Source organism: Paenibacillus soyae (assembly GCF_024623455.1).
Classification (GTDB): Bacteria; Bacillota; Bacilli; order Paenibacillales; family Paenibacillaceae; genus Pristimantibacillus; species Pristimantibacillus soyae.
The window spans coordinates 20,479-46,249 of the sequence record NZ_JANIPJ010000015.1; the positions used below are offsets into that span (position 1 = coordinate 20,479).

Annotated in this window: 22 protein-coding genes; 14 read left to right on the top strand and 8 right to left on the bottom strand. The window is 54.0% G+C overall.

Going from position 1 to position 25,771, the window contains the following annotated elements:
* Positions 1–118: 118 nt before the first annotated feature.
* Complete coding sequence (locus NQZ67_RS19535) at positions 119–1,702, bottom strand: methyl-accepting chemotaxis protein (RefSeq protein ID WP_257449198.1); 1,584 nt, start codon at positions 1,700–1,702, stop codon at positions 119–121.
* A gap of 188 nt (positions 1,703–1,890) precedes the next feature.
* Here NQZ67_RS19535 and NQZ67_RS19540 point away from each other — a divergent pair, with 188 nt between their 5' ends.
* From NQZ67_RS19540 to NQZ67_RS19550, 3 genes are read left to right on the top strand one after another with little or no spacing between them, the layout of a single operon-like run.
* The gene (locus NQZ67_RS19540) at positions 1,891–2,475 is read left to right on the top strand and encodes a DNA glycosylase AlkZ-like family protein (RefSeq protein ID WP_257449200.1); all 585 of its coding nucleotides are present in this window, start codon (positions 1,891–1,893) and stop codon (positions 2,473–2,475) included.
* Between the two features lie 59 nt (positions 2,476–2,534).
* Positions 2,535–3,095 (top strand): DNA glycosylase AlkZ-like family protein, encoded by a 561-nt coding sequence (locus NQZ67_RS19545; protein WP_503636301.1) that lies wholly within the window; start codon positions 2,535–2,537, stop codon positions 3,093–3,095.
* A 4-nt stretch (positions 3,096–3,099) separates the two neighbouring features.
* Positions 3,100–3,579: a DinB family protein gene (locus NQZ67_RS19550; RefSeq protein WP_257449202.1), complete on the top strand. Its 480-nt coding sequence runs from the start codon at positions 3,100–3,102 to the stop codon at positions 3,577–3,579.
* 64 nt (positions 3,580–3,643) lie between these two features.
* Here the strand turns inward: NQZ67_RS19550 and NQZ67_RS19555 are convergent, their stop codons facing one another.
* The 3 genes from NQZ67_RS19555 to NQZ67_RS19565 are packed head-to-tail and all read right to left on the bottom strand — an operon-like array spanning position 3,644 to position 7,065.
* A complete protein-coding gene (locus NQZ67_RS19555) occupies positions 3,644–4,825 on the bottom strand; it encodes a glycoside hydrolase family 130 protein (RefSeq protein ID WP_257449204.1) in 1,182 nt (393 codons plus the stop codon).
* Positions 4,826–4,878: 53 nt separating this feature from the next.
* Positions 4,879–6,093, bottom strand: coding sequence for an AGE family epimerase/isomerase (locus NQZ67_RS19560; protein WP_257449206.1), 1,215 nt, complete (start codon positions 6,091–6,093; stop codon positions 4,879–4,881).
* A 12-nt stretch (positions 6,094–6,105) separates the two neighbouring features.
* Positions 6,106–7,065: a glycoside hydrolase family 113 gene (locus NQZ67_RS19565; RefSeq protein ID WP_257449208.1), complete on the bottom strand. Its 960-nt coding sequence runs from the start codon at positions 7,063–7,065 to the stop codon at positions 6,106–6,108.
* Between the two features lie 313 nt (positions 7,066–7,378).
* Here NQZ67_RS19565 and NQZ67_RS19570 point away from each other — a divergent pair, with 313 nt between their 5' ends.
* From NQZ67_RS19570 to NQZ67_RS19590, 5 genes are all read left to right on the top strand, one after another.
* Positions 7,379–8,695 (top strand): ABC transporter substrate-binding protein, encoded by a 1,317-nt coding sequence (locus tag NQZ67_RS19570; RefSeq protein ID WP_257449210.1) that lies wholly within the window; start codon positions 7,379–7,381, stop codon positions 8,693–8,695.
* Between the two features lie 187 nt (positions 8,696–8,882).
* Positions 8,883–9,773, top strand: a complete 891-nt coding sequence (locus NQZ67_RS19575; RefSeq protein ID WP_257449212.1) for a carbohydrate ABC transporter permease — start codon at positions 8,883–8,885, stop codon at positions 9,771–9,773.
* A 4-nt stretch (positions 9,774–9,777) separates the two neighbouring features.
* On the top strand, positions 9,778–10,608 hold the full coding sequence (locus NQZ67_RS19580; RefSeq protein WP_257449214.1) for a carbohydrate ABC transporter permease: 831 nt from the start codon (positions 9,778–9,780) through the stop codon (positions 10,606–10,608).
* 73 nt (positions 10,609–10,681) lie between these two features.
* Positions 10,682–11,404 (top strand): response regulator transcription factor, encoded by a 723-nt coding sequence (locus tag NQZ67_RS19585; protein ID WP_257449508.1) that lies wholly within the window; start codon positions 10,682–10,684, stop codon positions 11,402–11,404.
* 146 nt (positions 11,405–11,550) lie between these two features.
* Positions 11,551–13,350: an ABC transporter ATP-binding protein gene (locus tag NQZ67_RS19590; RefSeq protein ID WP_257449216.1), complete on the top strand. Its 1,800-nt coding sequence runs from the start codon at positions 11,551–11,553 to the stop codon at positions 13,348–13,350.
* A 74-nt stretch (positions 13,351–13,424) separates the two neighbouring features.
* Here NQZ67_RS19590 and NQZ67_RS19595 read toward each other — a convergent pair whose 3' ends face one another.
* The 3 genes from NQZ67_RS19595 to NQZ67_RS19610 form a co-directional block, all read right to left on the bottom strand.
* Complete coding sequence (locus tag NQZ67_RS19595) at positions 13,425–14,267, bottom strand: M23 family metallopeptidase (RefSeq protein WP_306812965.1); 843 nt, start codon at positions 14,265–14,267, stop codon at positions 13,425–13,427.
* Positions 14,268–14,404: 137 nt separating this feature from the next.
* Positions 14,405–15,400: an aldose 1-epimerase gene (locus NQZ67_RS19605; protein WP_257449218.1), complete on the bottom strand. Its 996-nt coding sequence runs from the start codon at positions 15,398–15,400 to the stop codon at positions 14,405–14,407.
* Between the two features lie 122 nt (positions 15,401–15,522).
* Positions 15,523–15,858 carry a LytTR family transcriptional regulator DNA-binding domain-containing protein gene (locus tag NQZ67_RS19610; RefSeq protein ID WP_257449220.1) on the bottom strand — a complete coding sequence of 112 codons (336 nt, stop codon included), beginning with the start codon at positions 15,856–15,858 and terminating at the stop codon, positions 15,523–15,525.
* A gap of 169 nt (positions 15,859–16,027) precedes the next feature.
* On the opposite strand from NQZ67_RS19610, the gene NQZ67_RS19615 reads away from it, so the two are divergent.
* Together NQZ67_RS19615 and NQZ67_RS19620 are read left to right on the top strand one after the other, a co-directional pair.
* The gene (locus NQZ67_RS19615) at positions 16,028–17,119 is read left to right on the top strand and encodes a lactonase family protein (protein ID WP_257449222.1); all 1,092 of its coding nucleotides are present in this window, start codon (positions 16,028–16,030) and stop codon (positions 17,117–17,119) included.
* Positions 17,120–17,175: 56 nt separating this feature from the next.
* Positions 17,176–18,411, top strand: coding sequence for an MFS transporter (locus tag NQZ67_RS19620; RefSeq protein ID WP_257449224.1), 1,236 nt, complete (start codon positions 17,176–17,178; stop codon positions 18,409–18,411).
* Positions 18,412–18,495: 84 nt separating this feature from the next.
* Here the strand turns inward: NQZ67_RS19620 and NQZ67_RS19625 are convergent, their stop codons facing one another.
* Positions 18,496–19,659: an ROK family protein gene (locus NQZ67_RS19625; RefSeq protein WP_257449226.1), complete on the bottom strand. Its 1,164-nt coding sequence runs from the start codon at positions 19,657–19,659 to the stop codon at positions 18,496–18,498.
* Between the two features lie 171 nt (positions 19,660–19,830).
* Between NQZ67_RS19625 and xylA the strand changes: the two genes are divergently transcribed.
* From xylA to NQZ67_RS19645, 4 genes are all read left to right on the top strand, one after another.
* Positions 19,831–21,144 carry a xylose isomerase gene (gene xylA / locus NQZ67_RS19630; RefSeq protein WP_257449228.1) on the top strand — a complete coding sequence of 438 codons (1,314 nt, stop codon included), beginning with the start codon at positions 19,831–19,833 and terminating at the stop codon, positions 21,142–21,144.
* A 245-nt stretch (positions 21,145–21,389) separates the two neighbouring features.
* Positions 21,390–22,877: a xylulokinase gene (gene xylB / locus NQZ67_RS19635; RefSeq protein WP_257449230.1), complete on the top strand. Its 1,488-nt coding sequence runs from the start codon at positions 21,390–21,392 to the stop codon at positions 22,875–22,877.
* A gap of 182 nt (positions 22,878–23,059) precedes the next feature.
* A complete protein-coding gene (locus NQZ67_RS19640) occupies positions 23,060–24,373 on the top strand; it encodes a DUF2087 domain-containing protein (RefSeq protein WP_257449232.1) in 1,314 nt (437 codons plus the stop codon).
* Positions 24,374–24,397: 24 nt separating this feature from the next.
* On the top strand, positions 24,398–25,654 hold the full coding sequence (locus NQZ67_RS19645) for an MFS transporter (RefSeq protein ID WP_257449512.1): 1,257 nt from the start codon (positions 24,398–24,400) through the stop codon (positions 25,652–25,654).
* The last annotated feature ends 117 nt before the right edge of the window (positions 25,655–25,771 follow it).

The window sequence follows — 25,771 nt, forward strand, 5'->3', positions numbered from 1 at the left end:
GACTGCCATGGATTTCTTTTGGATTGCTAATGAGTTTAATTAGTAAGAAAAAAGGTTGCCGTTAAATGCCGGCAACCTACTTATGTCCCAATTGTTGTCAATGATCATACATATTTACTTATACTTTAAATACGCTGACGCTTTGATTCAGTTCTTCCGCAAGCTTTGCAAGGGACTGGGATGTTGCGGCAGTCTCCTCTGTCGCGGCAGCCGTTTCTTGACTAATCGCAGCGATCGATTCAATCGATTCCGCCACTTGAGTAGTTTGGGCTGCTTGTTCTTCGCAGGCTGCGGCAATCATCGTGATTTGTTCGGAAGTTTCGTTTACTTTTTTCATAATGAGTTCAAAAGACGATTGGGTTTGTCTCGAATGGTGCACGCCTTCCGAAACTGCCGATACGCAGTTTTTCGTATTCTCCTGCATCTCGCGTATGATGCTCGCAATTTGTTTCGTGGCGTCAATGCTTCGTTCGGCAAGCTTGCGCACTTCATCAGCCACGACGGCAAAGCCGCGGCCCTGTTCACCCGCTCGAGCCGCTTCGATTGCCGCATTAAGCGCAAGCAAATTCGTTTGAGACGAGATTTCGTCAATCACCCTAATAATTTCCCCAATTCGCTCCGAATCATTCTCCAGCAGTTTCATTTTAACGTTCACGTCATCCATCCCTACAATGGATGATCTGATAATAGCGTCGCCTTCCTCCGCGATCGATACTGTATGGGCGGATAGCGTTGCCGCATCCTCAGCCCGCATCGCGACATCATTTATTGCAATGGACAGCTCCTTGAACAATTCCGTAATGGTCTGGGTATCTTCGGATTGTTTCATGTTGCCGACAGCCACTTCTTCCGCGCTTGCTGAAATTTGTTCGCTAGATGCCGCTACATTGCCCGAGGAATCCGAAATGGTGTTGATCATGGCTCGTAGATTCGTCACAGTCGTGTTGACGGACTCGCAAAGCTGGCCAATCTCATCCTTAGATTTGTAATCTGCAACCGCAGTCAGGTCGTTATCTCTGATCCGAGACATTACGTCTTTAACCTTTTGAATGGGTTTAGTAATGGAGCGTGCAATAAACCAGCCAATCAATCCGCATAGCAGAACAGCGAGAATTACGATTGTGATCGTGAGTTGGTTTGATTCTTGCGCGCTGCTAATGCTTTCCTCATAGAACGTCTTGGCATCATTTTGCTGATCTTTGACGATGGTGTCGATTGCATTAATCATATCTTTGCGAATGGGCTTTAATTGGTTAGTGAAAACCTTATAAGCTTCTTCTTTGTTGCCGGCGGCGAGGTAGTCGTCGAATTGTTTTTTTGCGTCATTGTTCTTAAGAATCAACGATTTGAAAAGCAAGTATTGTTCCTGGACATTGGCTGTCATAGGGATGGCTTCAAATGTTTTTTGTATCGCAATGTTATCCTGTACGCGATCATTGATCTGTTTCAACTGAAAATCGTTATTCGAGACGCTTGGATTTATAAGTCTATCCAAATTATGTGAATCGATTTGCGAATTGTTGAACAAGATACGTTGAACCAGCCCCGAAGCTATCATCTTTTCTTCATACATTTTTTTAGACTTTTCCGTAACGCTCTCTAGAGACAGATAGTTTGAAATCCCGATAACGATCAGAAAAATAATCGAGAGAGTGATTAGGCTGATAATCTTCGTGGATACTTTCCAATTCCTCAGAAACATGGTGTCCCTCCTAAGATGAATGAGTAATAAGTATATCGACAACGCGTATGATTATGTGCACATGAAAAAAGTGGAAACATGCTAGAAATCGGTAGTTCCCTCTTGTCTTTATGCTCAAGATAATGGTAATATTTATAAGAACATATGTTTGTTTTTGTATGGAATGGTTAAGGGGAGCCGATGTGTACATGATCCAATTGACGAAGCGTCAGGCACGGCAATTTCTGCTATTGAAGCACGGGTTGTTGGGCGAATATCAGTTTACCGGAAAGCAGGGAGTATTGGATTTTGTGCGGCAGGCCGGCTGTATTCAATACGATCCCATCGATGTGTGCGGGAAAAACGCCGAATTGGTGCTGCAGTCGCGAATCAAAGGATTTACCAAGGGCATGCTCGCCGAGCTGCTGTACCAAGATAGATCTCTAGTGGATTATCCTGACAAAAATTTGGCCATTATCCCTGTCGAAGACTGGCCGTATTTTGAGCGGTACAGGCAGGCCGCAAGACAACATGCCAAGCGCTATCCCGAAATGGAAGCGTTGATCGAGCAAGTACGGTCTCACATTGAAAATCACGGCGCGGTAAGTTCGGATGATTTGAAATTGGAAGGAAATTTCGTTTGGCAATCGGCCATCCACTGGAGCGGCGGAAACAATGCGTCCCGTTCGGTGCTGGAGCAGATGTACTCGACAGGTGAATTGATCATCCATCACAAACGAGGAACGCGTAATATTACGATTTCGCCAAGAAGTACATACAGCCTAATCTGCTGAATGCGCCGGAGCCGCTGGAGAGCGAGCTTGAGCATCACAAGTGGCGGGTACTGCGTCGAATCGGCGCAGTTGGCCTGTTATGGAATCGCTCCTCCGATGCCTTGCTGAATATATGGGGATTGAAAGCGGGGCAGCGCAACGAGGTATTCCGCCAATTGCTGCAGGAAGCTCGCATTGCTGCCGTCGCGGTGGATCAAGTGAAGGATACCCTATATTGCCGTGCGGAGGACTTGCCGCTTATTGAAGCCGTTCTGCAAAATCCAGCGCCGGAATGGCGCTGCGAGCTGGTTGCCCCGCTAGATAACTTCATATGGGATAGAAAACTGATCAACGAATTGTTTGGATTCGATTACACTTGGGAGATTTACACGCCTGCTAGCAAACGGAAATTCGGGTATTATGTGCTGCCTCTATTATACGGAGAAAGCTTCATCGGACGGGCCGAGGCAGTTGCAGAGCGAAAAACCGGAACTCTCTTTGTTAAAAACATTTGGTACGAGAACGACGTAAAACCAACAAAGCAATTGCGAACAGCCTTGAACCGTTGTTTTCAGAAATTTGCATTATTCAACGGCTGCGTGACGATTTCGATAGAGTCTAATTATAATTACAGGAGGTAGAGACATGCTGAAACTATTCGAGTATAACTGGCAAGTTCGCGAAGATTGGCTGGACTGGTGCGATACGGTGAGCGAGGAAGAGTTGTTGAAAAGACGCACCGGCGGGATCGGAAATATTCTATATACGCTGTATCACATCGTGACAGTCGAATATGCCTGGTTGTGCGGGGATTTGCAAGGGAAAGAGCTGGAGATCCCTTCCTTCGAGGATTGCGCCAGCGTGCAAGGATTAAGGGAATATTCAGCCAGGTGCCATCTGGAAGTAGCACCCTTCGTCTACGCTTGGAATGAAAGCTTGGAAGACCGTATCCTATTAGACACCAACCAAGACGGGGAACGGGAAAGCTTTACATTCGGCGAAGTGATGCGGCACGTGATTGCCCACGAAATTCATCATATCGGTCAATTGTCTATATGGTCGCGGGAAATCGGAAAAGAGCCGGTTACTGCAAACTTGATTCGCAGAGGGCTATTCGGTAATTAACGCGTTAGCCTAAAACAGCGACAGCCTTGAACTTCCTCGGCTGTCGCTGTTTCGATTTATAGCCCTATGAACGGCCCGCCAGCTCCAGATTGCGGTCGATCAACGCAAGGCGCTGCTGGACGCAAGCGTAGGAGCGGAGCGGATCCTCCGGCGTATTCATGACATAGTCGAGCAGGCGGTCTACCGTGCTCGTCGCGACGTGGCAGCGAGTGTCGGAGGAGGCGTAGTAGATGTACACTTCGCCATTATCGAGCGCGACGGCGCCATTGCAGAATACGACGTTGGACACGTCGCCGACGCGCTCGATGCCTTCGGGAGCGAGGAGATGGCCGGCCGGGCGATGCGTCACCTTGCTCGGTTCGTTCAGATCGGATAGGAAGGCGTACAGCACGTAACGGAGTCCCGCGGCCGTGTTGCGGACGCCATGCGCGATATGCAGCCAGCCCTTGTCGGTCTTGATCGGAGCGGGGCCTTGCCCGTTTTTCACTTCCTTGATCGTATGGTAATGCCGCTCGTCGATAATGATCTCCCGGTCGATGACCGCGTTCTCGATCGTGTCGGACAAGCCCCAGCCGATGCCGCCACCGGAGCCGGTATCGATGAAGCCGTCCTGCGGGCGGGTATAAAACGCGTATTTGCCTTCGACGAATTCCGGATGCAGCACCACGTTACGCTGCTGGTTGGAGCCGGTCTTCAGGTCCGCAAGCCGCTCCCAGGCGATCAAGTCCTTCGTGCGAACGATGCCGCATTGAGCCACCGCGCTGGAAAGGTCGCCGCGCGGCGCGTCCGGATCCTTGCGCTCGGTGCAGAACAGGCCGTAGATCCAGCCGTCTTCATGCTGAACGAGCCGCATGTCGTAGACGTTCACGTCCGGATCGTCCGTCTCGGGCAGCACGATCGGGCGATCCCAGAAGCGGAAGCCGTCCACGCCGCTCGCGCTCTCCGCGATGGCGAAGAACGACTTGCGATCCGCGCCTTCCACGCGGGCTACGAGGTAGAACTTCCCGTTCAGATGAATCGCGCCGGGGTTGAAGACGCAATGGACGCCGATTCGCTCCATGAAATATGGGTTGGTCTCCGGCGAGAAGTCGTATTTCCAATGCAGCGGAGCATGCTCTGCCGTCAGCACGGGATATTCATAACGTTCGAAGATGCCGTTGCCCAGCTCTTCGGGGCGGTTGCGGCGGGCGATCAACGCTTCGTAACGTTCGGTTAGCTTTGATTTGCGTTCCTGAAATAATGTCATAATAAAATTCCTCCAATGTATGAATATATGATGCTTGCAGCTTTGAACCGCAACTATCCGTTTATGTGATGATGGCCTAATCGCTCGAGCATCTCGAAGCAGGCTCGGCCGTTATGGTAAGGGCACTTCCACGCGCTGATTTTTTCCGGATTGTCGCTCGGCTTGCCTTCCTTCGTCACGCTCCAGAACCATTCTCCGAACTCCCGGTCCACCATATGCTCCTCGATGTAACGCCAGGCTCCCGCCGCGGCTTCCTTATACTTGGTCTCGCCCGTCAATTGATAGGCGTTGTAGAAGCCGACCACGGCTTCCGCCTGCGGCCACCAGTCCTTGTCCGTATCCAGCAGCCCCTCCGGTCCGGCTTCATTGAAGATGCCGCCGTCCTTGTCGACGCCTTCCCGATAAGTGACCTCCGCCATGCGGACGGCGACGCCCTTGACCCTCTCCAGAAGCTCAGCATCCCCGAGCACCTCCGCGGCTTCGTGAAGCAGCCAGCTTCCTTCGATATCGTGCCCGTAGGAGACGTGATCCGTCTGGCTGTTCCACTCCAGATCGAAGAAGAGTAGAAAATGCGCGGTTTCGTTATCGACGATGCGGTCTACGGTCACTTCGATCAGCTCGCGCAGCTTAGGTTTAAGCTCATCTGACGGCCAGATGCGGAACAGGTTCGTGTAAGCCTCGAGGACGTGAAGATGGGTGTTCATCGATTTCTTCGTGTTCAGATCCTTCGAGCTCAAGCTGTTGTCGTCCGTCTCCGTCCAGTCTCTAGCCAGCGCTTCCAGGTATCCCTTGTTCACGGGATCATAGCTATATCGCTCAAGCACGCGGAACAGCGAAATGGCCAGCTCAAGCGCAGCGTCATTGCCGGTGGCGCGGTAATATTCGGAGAACGCGTAGATGGCGAAAGCTTGGCCATACACCTGCTTTTTGTCCGAGGCGGGCTGCCCTTCGGAAGTGACGGACCAGAATAGGCCTCCGTGCTCCCGGTCGGTAAAATGGTCGATGACGTAGCGATAAGCTCTGTCCGCCATTTCCAAATAACGCTCATCCCCGTACAGACGGTACGCCGAAGCGAACGTCCAGAGGATGCGAGTGTTCAGCACGAGGCTTCTGTCCGCATCATGCTTCACCTCGAGCGACCGGCTGACGTAGCCGTGGAAGCCGCCGCTCGCTTCGTCGGGCGCGTGCTCCATCCAAAACTTCAGAATGTTGTCCTTCAATTCCCGTTCAATCGCGGCCGCCCATTGTACATCCGTTTTCGCGGTCATTCGTTTTCCCTCCTAGATTTTCGGATCAGCCATTTTTTTGGTGTAATAGCCGCGTACGAACCGCTCGGACGTCTTGCCGTATAGGCAGTAATCGTCATTAGCGGCAGCGACCGATTCGTCGTACAGGCGGGCGGGCCAATCCCATAGCATGAAGCCCCGGACCCAATCCCGTTTGTCGCAGCTCCCGAACATCTCCTCGTAATACTCCAGCTGCGCCGCCTGGTCGGGCGCGCCCGCTAGGCCCCAATCGTTCGGGAGATGCTGCGAGCCGTCGCGGCTTGGACAGCCGGCTTCCATGAAGAAGAACGGTTTGCCGTGACGGCTTACGACCTTCTCGATTCGGTCCAGCTGCTCCTCCCAATGCCCGACGGGATAATAGCCGCTGGATGAGATAACGTCCACGGCATCCCACCAGCCCACGTTGTCTTCCTGATATTTGTCGCAATTATACGTAATGATGCCCGAATAGAACTCGCGGACCTTCGCGATTAGAGCTCGCCATTCGCTCTCTCTTCGGTCGGTCTGAACCATTTCGCAGCCTACGCACAGCATCTCGCAGCCGGTTTCTTCCGCGATGCGCGCATAGTGGACCATAAACTCCGTGTAGGACGAGAACCATTCCGACCACTTGGGCTCGCAAGGAACGTCCTTGTCGAAGAAATTAATGTGCGCCCGCCAAGTGCCGTTCGCGCAGTTGACGACCGGCTTCAGACATACCTGCAGGCCAAGCTGCTTGGCATGGGCGATCGCCGCTCGAACTTCTTCGTCCGTCACGGTCGGCTCGTCGCGGTAACGGATTTCGGTTGCCTGAGGGTGGTCCTGCAGGGCCCCAAATGTTATTGCCGTCCAATTGACGCTTAGTCTTTCTTGCATAAGCCTCATCGATCGTTCGGCATCCTCGCCTGTCCATGTGCCGCGGATGCCGGTCCAGCCCCAAGTCATTCCCGCGACGAATGGCAACTGTAACGTCATGTTGGTTTCACCTCGTAATTTTGTGTTTGTTATTACTAAAATAACTTTTGTTATATAACAAGTTAACACTAAGCCCGTGCTTTTGGCAATATGCCGGAGATTAAAGTTGCAATTAGAGGGGGGCCCTGCTCCTCAGTCGAAAGCGTCCCTTATTTTTAATAGTAATGATCGGTTTTTCAACATTGACAGCGATTTCAAAAATGTCATTACAAGACTAGAAATGATAGCAGAAACCATTTAGAACAATAACGGATTCCAGTACACTTACTCTTGTAAGCGGAATCAAAATATAGAAACGAAGGGGATTTAAGCGATGAAAAAGACGATTTCAGCACTGGTTTCCGTATTTGTTATGCTAACAGTTTTGGCTGCATGCAGCTCGGGAACGGACTCGAACAACGGGAATGCCGGCAACTCAAGCGACGCGACCGCTACTTCCGAAGCATCGGCGACGCCGGCGGCGGAAGGGGGCGACTCAGCCATTACTGGAGAAGTTGTCTACCTAACGAACCGTACCGACATGATCGACAAGGAATACGTCGATTACGAGAAGCGCTTTGAAGCGAAGTATCCGGACGTCGACCTGAAGTTCGAAGCGATCACCGATTACGACAAAACGCTCAAAATCCGGATGGCTTCAGGCGAGTTCCCTGACGTGGTGCTGCTCCCGACTATTCCGAACAACGAATTGCCCGACTATTTCGCTCCGCTCGACGACATTAAGTTTTCCGGCGATATTTATTTCAAGGAGCTGAAGGCGCACGAAGGCAGCATGTACGGCGTATCGTCCGGCGGCTCCAGCGTCGGTATCGTCTATAACAAGAAGGCGTTCGAGAAAGCCGGCATTACGGATATTCCGAAAACATATGAGGAGTTTCTTGCAGCCGCTCAGAAGCTGAAGGACGCGGGCATCGTGCCGCTGGCCTCCAACTTCAAAGACAAGTGGCCGCTGGACGCCTGGCTATATGATGTGCCGACGCTGGTAGGCGCCGCATCCGACCATCAAAACAAACGGGCCGAGTCGGACGCGCCGTACACGATGGACAATGCTTACGGGAAGTCCTGGAGCATACTTCGCGAGCTGAACGAAAAAGGATTTTTGGAGAAGGACATCAACTCGACGAACTGGGAGCAGTCCAAAAAGGATGTCGCAACAGGCAAGTTCGGCATGTATCTGCTCGGCAACTGGGTCATTAACCAAATCGTCGAGAACGGAGCGGCCTCGGAAGATATCGGTTTCTTCCCGTTCCCGGTCGATAACTCGGGACAGGCGAAAGCCCCGCTTAACCCGGATTGGTTCTACGGCGTCAACAAAGACGGCAACGTAGAGGCGGCGAAAGCGTTCGTGCAATGGATGATCGAGGAATCCGGCTTCGAGGAATTCGCGGGCTTCATCCCGACCTTGAAGGACAGACAGCCGAAGCTGCCGCAATTGGCCGAGTTCAACAGCTTTAATCCGACTTACTTCGAGCCGGCTCCTCCCGTGGATGCCGCAACGCAAATCCAGAACAAAGCGCAGCTTGACCAAGGCGCAGCCCTGCAGGAGTTCGTCCTGTCCAAAGACCCTCAGAAGGTGCTCGACAAGATCAACGAGAGCTGGGCGAAAGCGAAAAAGGATTTAGGCCTGTAGCGATACGCTAGGCGTAGCGCTGGAGAAAAGGTATGGCCGGAGGAGTCTACGTCCGCCTTTAAACGTCGTGTTCGAACCTTATATCTCATCTGAAGGAACACGATGTTTAACAGCGGCCGGAGGCCATACCTTTTTGGAAGCGCGAAGCCGCTTTGCGGCTCTAAAAAAAGAAAAGGAGCGAATGCGCATGTTCGGCGGAATGTCCATCCAGAGACAACGCAAGCTTGTCATTTTTTCGTTTATAACCGTTCCGCTTCTTCTTCTGCTGACCTTTGCCTATTATCCGGCGCTGGAGCTCATCCGGCTAAGCTTTACGGACTGGGACGGGATCAGCGCGGACAAATCGTTTATCGGATGGGCCAATTACAAGGAGGTATTCTCGAATCCGGACATATTCGGCGTGTTCAAGAACAACGTCGCTTATTTTGTCGTCGGGCTCGTGCAGAACGTCGTCGCGATTTATTTTGCGGTCGTGCTCAACGGGAAGCTGAAAGGGAAAAACGCCTTCCGGCTGCTGCTGTTCCTGCCTTATATTCTGAACGGAGTAGCCGTCGCTTACCTGTTCGGTTACGTCTACGACACAACGAACGGCTCTCTGAACCTGATGCTCGGGCAGCTGGGCTTCGACAAGCTGGCTGGAACGAGCTGGCTGGGCCAATCGACGATCGTCGATTATTCGCTCGCTTCGATCAGCTTCTGGCGGTTCATGGGCTTTAACATGGTCATCTATCTGGCGGCGCTGCAGTCGATTCCAAGCGATTTGTACGAAGCGGCTTCGATCGACGGAGCGAACGGCTGGCAGAAGTTCGCGTATATTACGCTTCCGAATATTTACAAGATCATCGAGCTCAATTTGTTCCTGACGGTAACGGGAGCGCTCGAGGTGTTCGACTTGCCGTTCGTCCTCACGAAGGGCGGCCCGGCCGGCGCCAGCGAGACGTTCGTGCTTCAGATCGTGGAGACCGCGTTCCAGTTCAATAATTACGGGCTGGCTTCGGCGATGAGCGTCGTCCTGCTGGTATTCGTCATCATCGTGCTGTCGATCCAGCGTTACTTGCTCAAAGGAAAGGGGGAATAGCGGAATGAACAACGAACGAATAGGCTGGACGATCCTTAAATACGCGTCTCTCGCGCTCGCCGTTTTCGCGATCCTGTTCCCGCCTTATATCATCATCGTGAACGCCTTCAAAACGACCGAGGAGTTTTTCGGGAAAGCGGCCACCGCATTGCCCGACAGCTTCCTGCATTTCGCCAATTTCGCGGAAGCGTTCGAGAAGGCCGACATGCCGAGGGCATTCGGCAATACGTCCATCATCATCGTGCTGTCGCTTGTACTCAATATCCTCATCGGCTCGGCTTTCTGTTACGCCGTCGGCCGGTTTCAATTCAAGCTTCGCGGACCGCTGGTCGGCTTGTTCTTGTTCGCGACGATTATCCCGACCATCACGACGCAGGTCGTCAATTACAAGACGATCCAATCGCTGGAGCTGACGAATAACTTGCTCGGGCCCGTTTTGTTATATGTGGGAGCCGACATTTTGCAAATTTATATTTACATGCAGTTCATTCGCAACATTCCGTACGAGCTCGACGAAAGCGCGATGATCGAAGGGGCGTCCTTGTTCCGGATTTACCGCACCATCATCTTCCCGCTGCTCGGCCCGGCTACGGCGACCATTATTATCCTGAAGACGATCAGCATCTATAACGATATGTTCGTGCCCTATCTGTATTTGCCGCGGCCGGAGCACGTCGTCGTCTCCACGTCGCTCATGCGGTTCTTCAGCGTCAACAGCGGCGACTGGCAGCTGGTCTCCGCGGCGATTCTGATCATAATGATTCCGACGGCGCTGCTGTATCTGTTCCTGCAGAAATACATTTTCGCCGGGGTGACGAGCGGAGCCGTGAAGTAAGCGCTTGTGATTTGACCTCCCATGAAGCAAACTAGAGGAAGCATGCCCGAGGGGGAAGATGAATTTGAAGGTCATGATCGTGGACGACGAGGAAATGATCAGGCGGGGACTGAACAAAATATTGAGCAACATGGGACTCGACATTAACGTTATCGGGTCCTATGGAAACGGACAAGACGCCTGGACGCATATATCCATGCTGGAGGACGGAGAGCTCGACGTTCTGATTACCGATATCAAAATGCCGATGATGGACGGACTGACGCTGGTGGAGAAGGTGAAGGGCAAGCCGATCAAAACGATCGTGCTCAGCGGCTTCAGCGAATTCGAATACGCCCGCAAAGCATTGCGGCACGGCGTCATGGATTACTTGCTTAAGCCCGTGGACAAAAGCTCCCTGCACCAGCTTCTGCTCGAGGCGAGACAAGCGAAAGAGAAAGCGGATTCCGCGCAGCCCGCGGAGCGGGAGAAGGATTATTCCGCCGTCTCGCGCGTGCGCGCCATTCTGGAAGCCGAGTACGGCAATTGCCCGGAAATGGAGGAGCTGGCCGAGCACGTCGGAATGAGCGCGAATTACTTGAGCCGCTTGTTCAAGCAGGAGACCGGCGAGACGATTACGGACTATTTGATCGGAGTTCGGATCGCCAAAGCGAAGCAATTCCTGCATGATCATCCCCATATGAAAAATTACGAGATCGCGCAGCTGGTCGGCTACGGCGATCCCGTTTATTTCAATAAACTGTTCAAGAAGATGGTCGGCGTAACGCCAAAAGAATATCGGTCCCGCGCCGAATAGCAAGCAATCGGCGGGCCTTGTGTCACAAATGGATAAATGTTTCACCAAATTGCACATTTACTGTTCCTTCTCCCCGTCGTATGATGGTGTCCGTAGCATGGCAGACAGGAAAGATAGAGAGCGAATGCTGCGGAAGGATGAGAGGAATGGCAGAAAGCACGGCAGGAATAAGGCGGGGGAAAGGGCTCGGAAGCACCTTCGAGCAGGCGGCGCTGGAGAAGGAAGCCAGTCCGCTTCGATTTTTATTTTCGATTTACAAAGGCAATTTCACCAATTTAGCCATTTCGTTTTTGTTTTTGATCGTCAAGAGCTTGCCGGTCTACGTGCTGCCGATCGTTACCGCGAATATCATCAATATCGCGACCGATCCCGACAGTCATTCGATCAACGGGCTGTGGATTAATTTTGCGGTCATCATGATCGTGATTCTCCAGAACATTCCGACGCACGCGGCGTATATTTCGTTCTTGAGCCGGGCGATCCGGTACGTGGAGGCGGGCCTCAGAAGCGCGCTCGTCCGCAAGCTGCAGCAGCTGTCCATCAATTCGCATCGGGAGCTGCCAGCCGGGAAGCTGCAGTCGAAGGTGCTTCGAGACGTTGAAGCGGTCGAGATGATGTCGAAGCAAATCATGATCGCGCTTATGCCAGCCATACTCAACATCGTAATCGCCTTTTCGATTACGCTGAGCTACAGCTGGATGGTCTCGATATTTTTTGTGCTGACGATTCCGATGTCGGTGTTGCTGGTGTCGATGTTCAGACGGAAGATCCGGCTTAAGAACAAGGAATTCCGTCAGGAGATCGAGCAGATGTCGTCCCGCGTCTCGGAGATGGTCGAGATGATTCCGGTGACGAAGGCGCATGGGCTCGAGAAGGTGGAGATCCGCAAGATCGACTCGACCCTCCGCAATATACAGGGCAAGGGCTACAGGCTGGATCTTGTCGAGGCGTATTTCGGCGCGTCCAACTGGGTGTCGTTTCAAATTTTCCAAGTGTTCTGCTTGCTGTTCACCGCCTATCTCGCTTACAAGGGCTTGATCCCCGTGGGAGATGTGGTCATGTACCAAGGCTACTTCGGCATGATCCTAGGTTCGGTGACGGGGCTCATCACGATTTACCCCCAGCTCGCCAAAGGCTTCGAATCGATATCCTCCATTCGGGAAATTCTTATGTCGCCGGATATCGAGGATAACAAGGGCAAGATGAAGCTGACGGAGGTGCGAGGCGAGTTCCGGTTCGAGGATGTAGAGCTATCCTACCCTGGCAGCGAGCATCATGTGCTGGAGCATTTGACGCTGGACGTGAAGGCTGGAGAGAGCATTGCTTTTGTCGGAGCTTCGGGAGCGGGGAAATCGACTGTTCTCAATCTCGTGATCGGATTCTTGCATCCGACGGCAGGCCGAGTGCTTATGGACGGAATCGACTTGCAGAATGTGAATTTAACCAGCTACAGGCGGCATCTTGCGGTCGTTCCGCAGACGAATATCCTGTTCTCGGGCACAATTCGGGATAACATCACCTATGGACTTACTGATATTACGGAGGAACAAGTAGAGCGGGTAGTCGGTATGGCGAATTTAAAAGAGTTCATCCATCAGCTGCCGAACGGCCTGGACACGCTGGTCGGCGAGCACGGCGGCAAGCTGTCCGGCGGGCAGCGTCAGCGAATCGCGATCGCAAGAGCGCTTATCCGCGATCCGAAAATCATTATTTTGGATGAAGCGACGTCCGCGCTCGACAACGAATCCGAATATCATGTCCAGAAAGCGATGCAGGAGCTGATCAAAGGAAGAACGACGTTTGTCGTCGCGCATCGGCTGTCCACGATCCGGGATGCCGACCGCATCGCCGTCATGAAGCACGGCCGAATCGTTGAGATCGGCACGTTCGACGAGCTCATGGAAGCCAAGGGAGAGTTTTATCAGCTGAAGAAGCTGCAGCTGTAACAACGGGAAAGGGACGAGGCAGATGGAGAATCTGCTTCGTCCCTTTTTTTGGCGGGGATGCAACTGGAGATCGACTAGCCCAGCTCCCACCATTTCATATACTCGTAAGGGTTGGTCGGGGCGTAAGAAGGCGTGCGCTTGTACATGCCGAAGTGAAGATGCGGGAGGAACTTGCCGCTTGTTCCTTCCGGACCGTAGCCGGTGCTGCCGACGTAGCCGATCAGCTGGCCTGCGGTCACTTGAACGCCTTCCTTCATGCCGGACGCATACTTGGACATATGAGCGTAATAGAATTCCGTATTGTCATCGACGCGAATCGTCAGGCGCCAGCCGCCGTATTCGTTCCAGCCGGCTTTGACGACGGTGCCTCCCATCGACGCGTATACAGGCGTTCCTTCCTTGGCGAAGATGTCTACCCCTTCATGCGTGCGGGCCTGCGTGCCGTCCGGATTCCAGCTGCGTCCGTCCGCGTAGGTCGACGTATAAGCGGTATAGGTGCCGGCCTTGAGCGGATGTACTCCGTTCAAATAAGCGGACGGCTTCTTCGGAATGTTGATGGACAATCCGGCCCAGATATTGTTCGGGTTCGCAATTTGCGGGTTGGCCGCGATCAGCTTGTTAAGCGGCACGGAATACCGAACGGCGATCTTCCACATCGTGTCGCCCGCTTGCACCGTCGCCGAATTGAAACCGTCCGGCGTTGGGAGCTTGAGCGTCTGGCCGACGTAAAGCATGTCCGACGTGAGTCCGTTTAATGCTTTGAGCTCGGCGATCGTCGTTCCGTATTGCGTGCTGATTTTCCAGAGGTTATCGCCCGATTTGACAGTATACGTTGTAGCTGCCGAAGCGATTGGCGAGGCAACCAATAACGACAACAAAGCGGATGCGGTAATAAGCTTCTTCATTCTCTTGTTCATGCTGTCTCTCCCTCGAAGCAAGTTTAGTAGATAGCTATACACTCTACTATTGTAAGTGGAGAGCCGCCGGAAAGTTAGCGGTAAATAATAGTTTTAAAGAAAAATCCCCTCCGCTGCGTCAGCGGAAGGGGATTGTATTATCGCAAGTATAATCTGCTCGTCGCTTCCCAGATTTCGCCGGATTCAAGCGCAAGGCAGCCTGTCTGCTCGTACGGCAAATCGACGTTCGGCGCGTTCACGAGATTGACCTGCGGCTCGGGGCAGAAGAAGCCCGGCGTCGCGCCGTTGTTCCAGATCATCCACTGCTTGTATTCGGTGCCCGCATCGTAAACAAGCGTCGTACCGATCCGGTTGTCGGTAAGCTCCATCTTGTTGCGGCCGTTCTTCGTGGAGCTGGTGTAATGGTTGTCCATCGAAGCCCAGAACGGAGAGAGGCCGGTTGTTCGCATTTGCTCTTCTTCCGGCAGAAGAGGCTGGAACTTGCCTGTTGGCAGCATCCGATCGTTCAGCTCCCAGCGCTCTTTGGTCGTCATCGTAAACGTATAATCGTCCGATGTGCTTCCCGGCGCGAACGGAGCGTTAATCGTTGTGTGGAAGGCAATCATGCAAGGCATCGCGTCCTTGCCTTCGTTCTTCACGAGCACATGCTGCAGAAGTCCGTTATCGCTTAAGGAGTAGCGCAGCGAAATCGTGAAATGATGCGGCAGATATTCATAAATCGGATGGTTCTCGTTAATCGTAATGCTTAAAGTCACATAGCTCTCGAGCTCGGAAACGCCGTAATTGTCCACGCGCCACGCGACGTTGTGGAAGAAGCCGTGCAAGTGGTTGCCCGTGCTCTCTTCATTCACCGGGAAGCTGTAGGTTTTGCCGTTCCAAGTGAAGGTTCCGTCCTGGAAGCGGTTCGGCGGGAACAGAACCGGAATGCCGTGAACGAACGGACGCTCGCGGAACGTATCCATCTCGTCCGCCGCTGGCTCTCTTAGCAGAGTGAACTGCTTGTCCTTCTCGCGGAAGGCGACCAGGTTGGCGCCGACCCCCGGAAGCACCGCAGCCTCGTAAGGCCCCCATTGCAGCCAAACGGCCGCTTCGTCGTGAAACCGTTGTTCATAAGCTTTGCCTTGAACGTTCATTATGTACTTATCCTCCTCATATGAATGGCGATATATACAGCATAGCAGGGCTCGCCGAAACGAACAATAGCCCGGCTCAAGTTGAGCCGGGACTATATGTCGATTATCGCGGCGGCCTCCAATCAGGCTTTGCGGGTCACCAGCTGCTCGATGACGACTTGCTGACGTCTATTGACGGGCAGCTGCTTGCCATCCGAGTTGACCGGGCCGAAATAAATCGTGCCGCTCGCGATGTTTTTGATTTTGCCGATGTTGATGTAACAGCTCGAGCTGATCTGGAAGTATCCGTTCCTCCCGGTAAGCTCGCGAATTTCTTCAGCAGTCATTCTCTTCTTTCTATTGTAGTTTCTGCCGTGGAAGCTGACTAGGCCGTGCGCGCCGATCTTGAAGAACAGCACATCCTTCTCGAGATCAAAGTCCTCATACACGTTACGTTCTTGCAGCGCTACATTCATCATCCCAAATCCCCCTTCAGAAAAGTGATAGCGTGAAATGTTAGCGCTTACATTGTAGCATACCTTTTTTCATTTGTGAAGCGTCCTTTCGAAAAAAGACATTGTTTCGCTAGAAAGCATGTGCTAAGGTCACTTTAAAGCGATTAATTGACACGAAGGGAATGAGAAGTTGATGGACGAGCAAAGGTCAGGCTGGAGCAGCGGATTGTTCTACGTCGGTTCTTACGGAGAAAAAAAGGAGGCCACGATCCATGTATGCCGGATGAACAAGGAAACGGGGGAGCTCAGCGTTCTGCAGGAAGTATCAGGCGTTGAGAACGCGTCGTTCTTAGCCTTGCATCCGAACGGAAGCCGGCTGTATGCGGTGAAGGAGCTGGCGGAATCGAACGGTGCCGCAGGAGGAGAAGTGGCGGCTGTGGCGGTTGATTCGGACAGCGGATTGCTAGGCGATGTGACGAGCTTCGCCTCGACGATCGGCGCGCATCCATGCTACGTGAGCGTGAATGCGGACGGCACGGCGCTTTATACGGCGAATTATACGGGAGGCAGCATTACGATGCATCCTCTAACCGTGGAGGGAGAGGTGCTGGCGGCAGCTTCGTTCATTCAGCATGAATGCGAGCCGGGCCCCGTGGGAGACAGGCAGGAAGCTCCTCACGCGCACTGCATCTCGCCGCTGCCGGGGACTTCCTTTGTCTGCGCCGTCGATCTGGGCATGGACGCGGTCGTTACATACCGGCATGACAATGAAGCTCTTGTTAAGGTAAGCGAAGCGAAGCTGCCGGGGGGAGCGGGACCTCGGCATATTGCTTATCATCCGGCGCTTAACGCGGCCTTCGTGGCGAACGAGCTGGCTTCGACCGTATCGGTGCTGAGCGTGGATCAAGAATCCGGAGCGTTGACCCTGGCGAAAACCTATTCCACGCTGCCCTCTGATTATAACGGCTACAACGATTGCGCGGACATTCACGTCTCGCCGGACGGGCGATTCCTGTACGTCTCGAACCGAGGACATAACAGCATTGCCTTGTTCGCGATAGATGCCGAAACCGCCGAATTGACGCTTGTGGAGAATACGGGAAGCGGCGGCGAGCTGCCGCGCAACTTCGGCATTGCGCCGGGCGGAGATTTCCTGCTTGCGGCGAACGGCAAGACCGGCAATATCGCCGTCTTCCGAAGAGCTTCGGAGACGGGAAGGCTGACGCCGGCCGGACATGAGCTGAAGCTCGGAACTCCCGTCTGCATTCGTTTCGCGCTTAGCTAATACGAGCTCCACTGACATTTTCGAAAGCTAGATTACCGAAAGGCAGGTCCTGCAACTTGTCCAGTCCGTCAACCGTGGCCAAACCGGCGAACGATACCGTACGCGCGGCCACCGTGTATGCCATCTTATTCGCGATCAGCTCGGTCCATCTGCTGAACGACGCGATGCAAACCGTTGTCGTCGCCCTGTTCCCTATATTCGAGGAATCCCTTAAGCTCTCGTACGGCCAGATCGGATGGATCGCGTTCACGTTAAATATGACGTCATCCGTTATGCAGCCGGTAGTGGGCATGCTCTCGGACAAATGGCCGAAGCCCTGGATGCTGCCGGTCGGCATGCTGTGCAGCATGGCGGGGATGGCCGGTCTCGCCGTCGCGCCGAACTTCGCGCTTCTCATTCTGTCCGTCGTGTTCGTTGGGCTAGGCTCGGCCGTGTTCCATCCGGAGGGGTCTCGCGTCGTCCACCTGGCGGCGGGGAACCGCAGGGCTTTCTCGCAGTCGATCTACCAGGTAGGCGGCAACTTCGGCCAGTCTCTCGGTCCGATCATGACGGCGATGATCTTCATTCCTCTCGGCCAGCGCGGCGCCGCGTGGGGCATGCTCCTCGCGGCCGTCGCGATCGCGGTGTTGTTCAAGGTCGTGCCTTGGTACGCGAAGAGGCTCGCCGAGCACGGCGGTCAAGTGCCGAAGAAGAAGCCGGCCGCGGCGTCGGGAAGCGGCGGATTATCCGCGAATAACCGGATCATCGCACTGGCCTTATCCATTCTTCTGCTTGTCGTCTTCGCCCGTTCTTGGTATGGCGCGGCCATCGGCAGCTTCTATCAGTTTTATGCTAGGGATACGTATGGCATCACGATTCAGAGCGCGCAGATCATCTTGTTCCTCTTCATGATCTTCGGAGTCGCCGGAACCTTCTTCGGGGGGATCATGGCGGATCGAATCGGCAGGAAGAAGATGATGCTCATCTCGATTCTGGGCGCGGCGCCGTTCGCGCTGGTGCTGCCGCATCTTCCGCTGTTCTGGGCTTATCCCGTAATCGCGGTTATGGGCTTTATTCTGCAGTCCGGATTCTCCGTCAGCGTCGTCTACGCCCAGGAGCTTCTGCCCGGCAAGGTCGGGATGGCGTCGGGTCTCATCACGGGGCTTGCTTTCGGCATGGGGGCGCTCGGTTCGGTTGTGCTCGGCAATATGGCGGATGCCCGGGGCATGGAGAGCGTCATGCTGCTCGTCAGCTTCCTGCCGCTGATCGGACTGCTTGCCCTATGGCTGCCTAAGGATCGCAGGGAATCTTAGAGATAGGGACCTAAAAAAGATCGCATCTTTACCGGATATTCGCCGGTTGGATGCGATCTTTTTTTGGCTTGCGGTTGCGATTTGTTAGACGCTCTTGATCTTGGCGATGAACCGGCTGATGGCGTAATAGGCCGCGCCGCGCACGGCGGCTTCGTCCTTGAGCTCGGCGAATAAAAGGTCAAGCTTCTCCCTATGATAAGGGAGCGTGCGCCGATCGACGGATTCGTGCAGCGAGGGGGCGATCCACTCCGCGGCGCGGCTCATTCGGTTGCCTATGATGACGGCGCTCGGATTGAACACGTTCACGATATTCGCGATGCCGGCCCCAAGATAGGAACCTATGCCCTGGAACAACGTCCGCACTTGCTCGTCGCCTGATTCCGCGGCCTGCAGCAGCTCCTCCAGGCCATCGAAGCCTAGGGAAGAAGCTTGCTCCAGAAGAGCGTTCTCGGACGCGTACAGCTCCCAGCAGCCGTTATTCCCGCAGGAGCAGGGCTTGCCGTCATATTGAATGGAGAGATGGCCCAGCTCCCCGGAAAATCCCGACGAGCCTTTGAACAGCTCACCATTCAGAATGATGCCCGTTCCGATGCCGATGCCGACGCTGACGTAAATTTGATTGGGGATGTTTTTTCCGGCCCCGTATTTCTGCTCGCCCTGAGCGCCCGCGTTCGCTTCGTTGTCGATCGTGACAGGCAGCCCGAACCGTTCTTCGAGCAGGCGCCTCAATTCGATTTGGCGCCATTTCATATTGGGGGCGAACAGGATGGTTCCTTCTTCGTCCACGATGCCGGGCACGCCGACTCCGATGCCGACGATGCCGTATTCGCTCGCAGGCGCGCTGCCCATCAGCGTTTCGATTGTTGTGGCCAGATGCTCCAAGGCGTTCTCCGTCTGCGAAGGCTTCAGCTTAAGCGAGCGCTCCGCGATGACGTTTCCCGAAAGATCGGCCAGAATGCCTTTAATATAGTTGACCCCAAGGTCAATGCCGACGGCATAGCCGGTTTTCTCGTGGAAGAGCAGCAGAGTCGGCTTGCGTCCGCCGCTCGATTCGCCGGGCCCGATCTCCTGCACGAGATGGTTGTCGATCAAATCCTGCACGAGATTGGAGACGGTCGCTTTATTCAGCCCCGTCTTCTCGGATATTTGGGCGCGCGACAAAGGCGCGTGCTGAATGACGGCTTCGAGTACGATGGCGGTGTTCATTTTTTTGATGAGCGCTAGGTCTCCGGTTGATTTCGTTTTCACTCCTGGTGCCTCCGTCCTATCTACTTAAGATAGCATAACGTAAAGATACCTGAAAAAAGAGTTTTTGTCGAACTTAGTTTGTTTAATAGACAAACTAAGTTAGGCGTGGTATTCTGATCATGTAAACGGATACGAAAAAGCAACCAAACACATATAAGGGAGGATTTATTCATGACTTATTTCCAAGGCATTAACAAAATCCAATTCGAAGGCAAAGGCTCGGACAACCCGCTGGCGTTCAAGCATTACGATCCGAAGCAAGTCGTTCTCGGCAAAACGATGGAAGAGCATCTTCGTTTCGCGGTCGCTTACTGGCATACCTTTAACGCGAACGGCACGGATCCGTTCGGCGTGGGCACGATGGTTCGCGGTTGGGATTCCTATGACGGTCTTGACCGTTCCAAGGCGCGCGTAGAAGCAAACTTCGAGTTCATGGAGAAGCTCGACATGCCTTACTACTGTTTCCATGACGTAGACATTGCTCCGGAAGGCGCGACTCTGCAAGAAACGAACAAAAACCTCGACGTTATCGTCGCCATGCTGAAAGACAACATGAAAACAAGCGGCAGAAAGCTGCTTTGGAACACGGTTAACATGTTCTCCAACCCACGTTACGTGCATGGCGCGGGCACGACTCCTAATGCGGAAGTATACGCTTATGCAGCGGCTCAGCTGAAGAAAGGTCTGGAAGTGGGCAAAGAGCTCGGCGCTGAAAACTATGTATTCTGGGGCGGCCGCGAAGGCTACGAGACGCTTCTGAACACGGACATGGGCTTCGAGCTGGATAACCTGGCCCGCTTGTACCACATGGCTATCGCTTACGCGAAGGAAATCGGCTTCGACGCGCAATTCCTGATCGAGCCTAAGCCGAAAGAGCCAACGAAGCACCAATACGACTTCGACGCGGCTACAACAATCGCGTTCCTGCAGAAGTACGGCCTGAAGGACCACTTTAAATTGAACCTGGAAGCGAACCATGCGACGCTTGCGGGCCACACATTCGAGCACGAAATCCGCACGGCGGCAATCAACGGCATGCTGGGATCGCTTGACGCGAACCAAGGCGACTTGCTGCTGGGCTGGGATACCGACGAATTCCCGACGGACCTGTACTCCACAACGTTGACGATGTACGAAGTGCTGAAAGCCGGCGGCATCGGCCGCGGCGGCGTTAACTTCGACGCCAAAGTGCGCCGCGGTTCGTTCGAAGCGGAAGATCTCTTCCTCGCGCATATCGCAGGTATGGACAGCTTCGCTTGGGGCCTGAAAGCAGCCGCTAAGCTGATCGAAGAGAAAACGCTCGACAGCATTGTGGAAGACCGTTACGCAAGCTTCAAAACAGGCATCGGCGCGGAGATCGTATCCGGCAAAGCAACGCTTGCTTCCCTGGAGCAATACGCGCTGCAGAACAACCCGATCGTGAACAAGTCCGGCCGCCAAGAGCGCATTCGCCTCATGCTGAGCGAAGTGATCTTCAGCGTATAATTTAAATACAAATTCAAAAAGTCCGGTTTTCAGCACCGAGAAAGTTGAATGAAGCTAGGAAGTGAGGAGCGGAGCGTAGCTGGAAGCTACGTGAGCACCTGCAATGTTTCCGGAGGAAACATACTTCGTAAGCATACGCTTGTTCCGGCTGAATTCAAATTTCGATGTCGAGCATGCTCCATGAGAATACTTCGTGATCAAAACTGGGCTTTTTGAATTACCTCTATAAGGAGGCTTGTATAGCCATGAGTTACGTAATAGGAATCGATCTCGGGACGAGCGCCGTCAAGGCGCTCCTGGTCGACCGCGATGGAACGGTTGCGGCGGAAGCTTCGCGAAGCTATCCGCTCTTCCACGAGCGCTCCGGCTGGAGCGAGCAGCGCGCGGATGACTGGGTAGAGGGGACGCTGGAAGCCATCGCCGAATTGGTATCCGGCATCGATGCTTCCTCCGTGGAAGGCATCAGCTTCTCCGGTCAGATGCACGGTCTGGTCCTGCTGGACCAAGCCGGCAACCCGGTTCGGAACGCGATTCTGTGGAACGATACGCGCACGACGGAGCAATGCCGCGAGATCGAACACACGCTTGGCGACAAGCTGCTGTCCGTTACGCGGAATCCGGCGCTCGAAGGGTTTACGCTGCCGAAGATTCTATGGGTTCGCCAATATGAACCGGATGCCTTCAACCAGGCCGTCAGCTTCCTTCTTCCGAAGGATTACGTTCGCTACCGGCTAACGGGCCAACTGCACATGGATTACTCCGATGCTGCCGGAACGCTGATGCTTGACGTTGCGGGCAAGGAGTGGAGCCAGGACGTCCTTGAAGCGTTCGGCTTGCCGGCAAGCTTCTGCCCGCCGCTCGTCGAGTCGCACGGTTTTGTCGGCAGCTTGCTGCCCGAAGCGGCTGCGAAAGCCGGCTTATCCGAATTGACGAAAGTGTTCGCGGGCGGCGCGGATAACGCTTGCGGCGCGATCGGCTCCGGCATCCTGTCGGAGGGGCTGACCCTTTGCAGCATCGGCACGTCCGGCGTTATTCTTTCCTACGAGAACGACGAGAGCAGCGATTACAAGGGCAAGGTCCATTTCTTCAACCACGGCAAAGAAGACGCCTTCTACGCGATGGGCGTCACGCTGGCGGCAGGCTATAGCCTGAGCTGGTTCAAGAAGACTTTCGCTCCAACAGAATCGTTCGACCAGCTGCTTGATGGCGTGGGAGAAGTGAAACCCGGAGCGGGAGGACTGCTCTTCACCCCTTATTTGGTCGGCGAACGTACGCCGCATGCGGATTCGGCGATCCGCGCCAGCTTCATCGGCGTAGACGGCTCGCATGAGCGCATTCATTTCGCCCGCGCGGTGATGGAAGGCATCACGTTCTCGTTGAACGAGTCCGTGGACATGCTGAGAAGCGCCGGCAAGTCGGTCGAGAAGATCGTCTCCATCGGAGGCGGAGCGCAGAATCCGGTTTGGCTGCAGATGCAGGCGAACATTTTCGACGCTACCGTCGTATCGCTGGAGAACGAGCAAGGACCGGGCCTCGGCGCGGCGATGCTTGCGGCGTATGGCTGCGGCTGGTTCGAAAGCCTGGAGGCTTGCTCCGAGCGTTTCGTGAAGTACGCGAGCGAGTATACGCCGGAGCCGGAAGCGGTTCAGACGTACCGCGAGCTGTTCGGCATCTATCAACAGGTTTATGGGCAGACCAAAGGCTTGAACGAAGCGCTAGTTGCTTTCCGGTAAGACCTACGAAATCCGTCTTCCCCTTCGGGGGAAGGCGGATTTTTTGTTTTTAATTAAACTGTTGGTTGAAAAATTCCAAACGGGATGATAATATGTCTATGTAATTAGTAGATGAATTTAAATGTTGTTTATTAAAAATGCAAACAACTTGATGGAATGTTTGCTTGAAAGGCGTGAGCGCAATGGGAATGAGTCTGGATGAACGCTTCTGGGAAGCGTCGCTATCCGATATGAAGCAAGGATTCATGTATGAGCAGGAGGATTCGTTCGCCGGCTATTGCTGCTTGATCTGCGGCGCGCGGTTCGAGGAGGGTGAAATTTTCAAGCTTCCCGGAGAAGAGCGGTTCTTCGAAGCCCGCAAATATGCCGAGTATCATGTGAACATGGAGCACGGCTCGATGCTGGGGTACTTGCTCAGTCTGGATAAGAAAGCTACGGGCCTGACGGACGTTCAGAAGGATATGATTCGCGATTTCGCGGCGGGGCTCGCGGATAACGAAATCGTGAAGAGAACTGGGGGCAGCGCTTCGACGGTCCGCAACCATCGGTTCGTGCTGAAGGAGAAAGCGAAGCAAGCGAAGCTGCTGCTGGCGATCATGGAGCTCATGGACGCCGGAGCGAAGGAGGCGCCGAGGTTTGTTCCGATTCATCGTACTGCAACGGTTATCGATGAGCGCTTTGCCGTGACGGAGGAGGAGTACGAAGCGATCATCCGGCAGTATTTTCCGGATGGGCCGGACGGTCCGCTGGATTCGCTCCCGCGCAAAGAGAAGCGGAAGGCGGCGGTGCTGCGCCATATCGCTTCCTTCTTCCAAATAGGCGTCTCGTATTCAGAAACGGAAGTGAGCGAGAGATTGAGACGGGTCTCGGTCGAGGATTATGTGACGATCCGGCGCTATTTGGTCGATTACGGATATTTGAGCAGGAAAGAAGACGGCTCCGTTTACTGGGTGCCGGTTATGGGAAAGGATGATACTAGAATGATAGAGCAAGAGAGAGGCAAGCAGGCGGCGGCAGGCGGAGCAAAACAGAAGCCTGAGAAGGCGGAGAGCATGCAGGCCGAGACGACGAAGCCCGCCGTAGAGGCGAAGCCCGATAAAGCGGCCCGAAAGGCGCTCACGGCAGAATATCAGGAACGGGAACGGGAGATGGGCGTCTACCAGATCAAAAACGAAGCGAACGGCCGTTTGTTTGTCGGAGCGTCTACCAATCTGAACGGATTATGGAACAAAGAGAAATTCGTCCTCGGAATGGGCTCGCATATGAACAAAGAGCTTCAGAAGGAGTGGAAGCAATTCGGGGAGGAGCAGTTCTCGTTTCTCGTTCTCGAGACCGTTAAAACGGATGGAAGCGTCCGCTATGATTATAAGGATGTCTACGACGCGGAGGGCAAAGAGCTTAAGCATGTCTCCAAAGGCTATAAGCGAGAGGTCGAATCGCTGAAAGAGAAATGGCTTGAGAAGCTGCAGCCGTTCGGGGACAAAGGCTATAACTAAATTAGGGAGTGAGATCAAGCGATGATGGATCAAGCAATGCCGGCGAGGCCGGCGGGCCATTTGTTTCGCAACCGGTTTTTTCAAACGATTTTATTTTCGAACGTGCTGCTGCAAATCGGGATATGGGTACGGAACTTCGCCATCCTGATGTACGTGACGGATATGACGAACGACGATCCGTTTGCGGTCGGCCTGATGAGCTTCGTGGAGTTTCTTCCGATCTTCGTGTTCTCCTTCATCGGAGGAACGTTCGCGGACCGCTGGAAGCCTAGATTGACGATGATATGGTGCGATTTGCTGTCGGCCGTATCGGTGTTCGCCGTATTGCTTACGTTGATGTACGGCTCGTGGCACATGGTTTATCTGGTTACGTTCATCTCGGCGATCTTGTCGCAATTCTCTCAGCCGTCCGCGATGAAGCTGTTCAAGCAGCATATCGAACCGGGACAGCTGCAGCAGGCGATGGCGCTGTTCCAGTCGCTCATCGCGATCTTTATGGTAATCGGGCCTTCGCTCGGGGTCATATGCTATCAGCGGTTAGGCATAGAGGCGTCGGTCGGCATTATGGGCGTCGCGTTTTTGCTGTCGGCGATCGTATTGTACCGGATTCCCCGCGATCGCAAGATCGAGCGTTCGGCTGGCGGGGAGGCTAGCAAATTTTGGACGGAAATGGCGGACGGTCTGAAGTATGTATGGCGCAGCCCCGTGCTGAAGTCGCTTGGCGCTTGTTTTGCGCTGGCGGGCATTGCCGTCGGCACCGTGCAGACGCTCGGATTGTTCGTGGTGATCGAGCGTTTGGGACAGGAGAAGGAGTTTCTTCAATATTTGCTGATGGTAAACGGCGTTGCTATGCTGGTCGGCGGGGGCGCGGTCATGGCGCTGGCGAAGAAGGTTTCGCCGCAGAAGCTGCTTGCTCTTGGCATGCTGATCAGCTCCATTACGATGGTGGGTATCGGGCTGTCGACGAATGTTCCGTCCACCTTCGTACTGCAGTTCATCAGCGGCCTGGGGTTCCCGTGTATTCAAATCGGCATCAGCACGATGATTCTCCAGTGGACCGAAGAGAAATTCGTGGGACGCGTCAACGGGGTTCTTGGGCCGATGTTTATGGGCATGATGGTCATTATGACGCTGGTGGCAGGTCAGCTTAAGAAAGTATTCCCGCTCGTCGGCATCTACGGCGCGGCCGGCATTCTCATGTTCCTGGGCATGCTCGTGCTTGTTCCGCTGTTCAAGCATAAGCCGCAGCCGCGTGTTGATGCGGTCGAGGGAGCGGTTTAGAGAGAATTTATGAACAGTCATTTATTGACAGGCTGCCGGCTCCTGAAGTAATCTATGGAAAGAAGAACATCGTCGAAATTTGATGATTCATAGTCCGGGCGAAGCGAAGCACGCTTG

Bases quoted from the DNA above. Each gene is read 5' to 3' on its own strand.
- NQZ67_RS19595 (WP_306812965.1), bottom strand. From the start codon at position 14,267: ATGAACAAGAGAATGAAGAAGCTTATTACCGCATCCGCTTTGTTGTCG.
- xylA (WP_257449228.1), top strand. From the start codon at position 19,831: ATGACTTATTTCCAAGGCATTAACAAAATCCAATTCGAAGGCAAAGGC.
- NQZ67_RS19580 (WP_257449214.1), top strand. From the start codon at position 9,778: ATGAACAACGAACGAATAGGCTGGACGATCCTTAAATACGCGTCTCTC.
- NQZ67_RS19535 (WP_257449198.1), bottom strand. From the start codon at position 1,702: ATGTTTCTGAGGAATTGGAAAGTATCCACGAAGATTATCAGCCTAATC.
- NQZ67_RS19560 (WP_257449206.1), bottom strand. From the start codon at position 6,093: ATGACCGCGAAAACGGATGTACAATGGGCGGCCGCGATTGAACGGGAA.
- NQZ67_RS19585 (WP_257449508.1), top strand. From the start codon at position 10,682: ATGATCGTGGACGACGAGGAAATGATCAGGCGGGGACTGAACAAAATA.
- NQZ67_RS19570 (WP_257449210.1), top strand. From the start codon at position 7,379: ATGAAAAAGACGATTTCAGCACTGGTTTCCGTATTTGTTATGCTAACA.
- NQZ67_RS19605 (WP_257449218.1), bottom strand. From the start codon at position 15,400: ATGAACGTTCAAGGCAAAGCTTATGAACAACGGTTTCACGACGAAGCG.
- NQZ67_RS19615 (WP_257449222.1), top strand. From the start codon at position 16,028: ATGGACGAGCAAAGGTCAGGCTGGAGCAGCGGATTGTTCTACGTCGGT.
- NQZ67_RS19550 (WP_257449202.1), top strand. From the start codon at position 3,100: ATGCTGAAACTATTCGAGTATAACTGGCAAGTTCGCGAAGATTGGCTG.
- NQZ67_RS19575 (WP_257449212.1), top strand. From the start codon at position 8,883: ATGTTCGGCGGAATGTCCATCCAGAGACAACGCAAGCTTGTCATTTTT.
- xylB (WP_257449230.1), top strand. From the start codon at position 21,390: ATGAGTTACGTAATAGGAATCGATCTCGGGACGAGCGCCGTCAAGGCG.
- NQZ67_RS19590 (WP_257449216.1), top strand. From the start codon at position 11,551: ATGGCAGAAAGCACGGCAGGAATAAGGCGGGGGAAAGGGCTCGGAAGC.
- NQZ67_RS19610 (WP_257449220.1), bottom strand. From the start codon at position 15,858: ATGATGAATGTAGCGCTGCAAGAACGTAACGTGTATGAGGACTTTGAT.
- NQZ67_RS19555 (WP_257449204.1), bottom strand. From the start codon at position 4,825: ATGACATTATTTCAGGAACGCAAATCAAAGCTAACCGAACGTTACGAA.
- NQZ67_RS19640 (WP_257449232.1), top strand. From the start codon at position 23,060: ATGGGAATGAGTCTGGATGAACGCTTCTGGGAAGCGTCGCTATCCGAT.
- NQZ67_RS19645 (WP_257449512.1), top strand. From the start codon at position 24,398: ATGGATCAAGCAATGCCGGCGAGGCCGGCGGGCCATTTGTTTCGCAAC.
- NQZ67_RS19565 (WP_257449208.1), bottom strand. From the start codon at position 7,065: ATGACGTTACAGTTGCCATTCGTCGCGGGAATGACTTGGGGCTGGACC.
- NQZ67_RS19540 (WP_257449200.1), top strand. From the start codon at position 1,891: ATGATCCAATTGACGAAGCGTCAGGCACGGCAATTTCTGCTATTGAAG.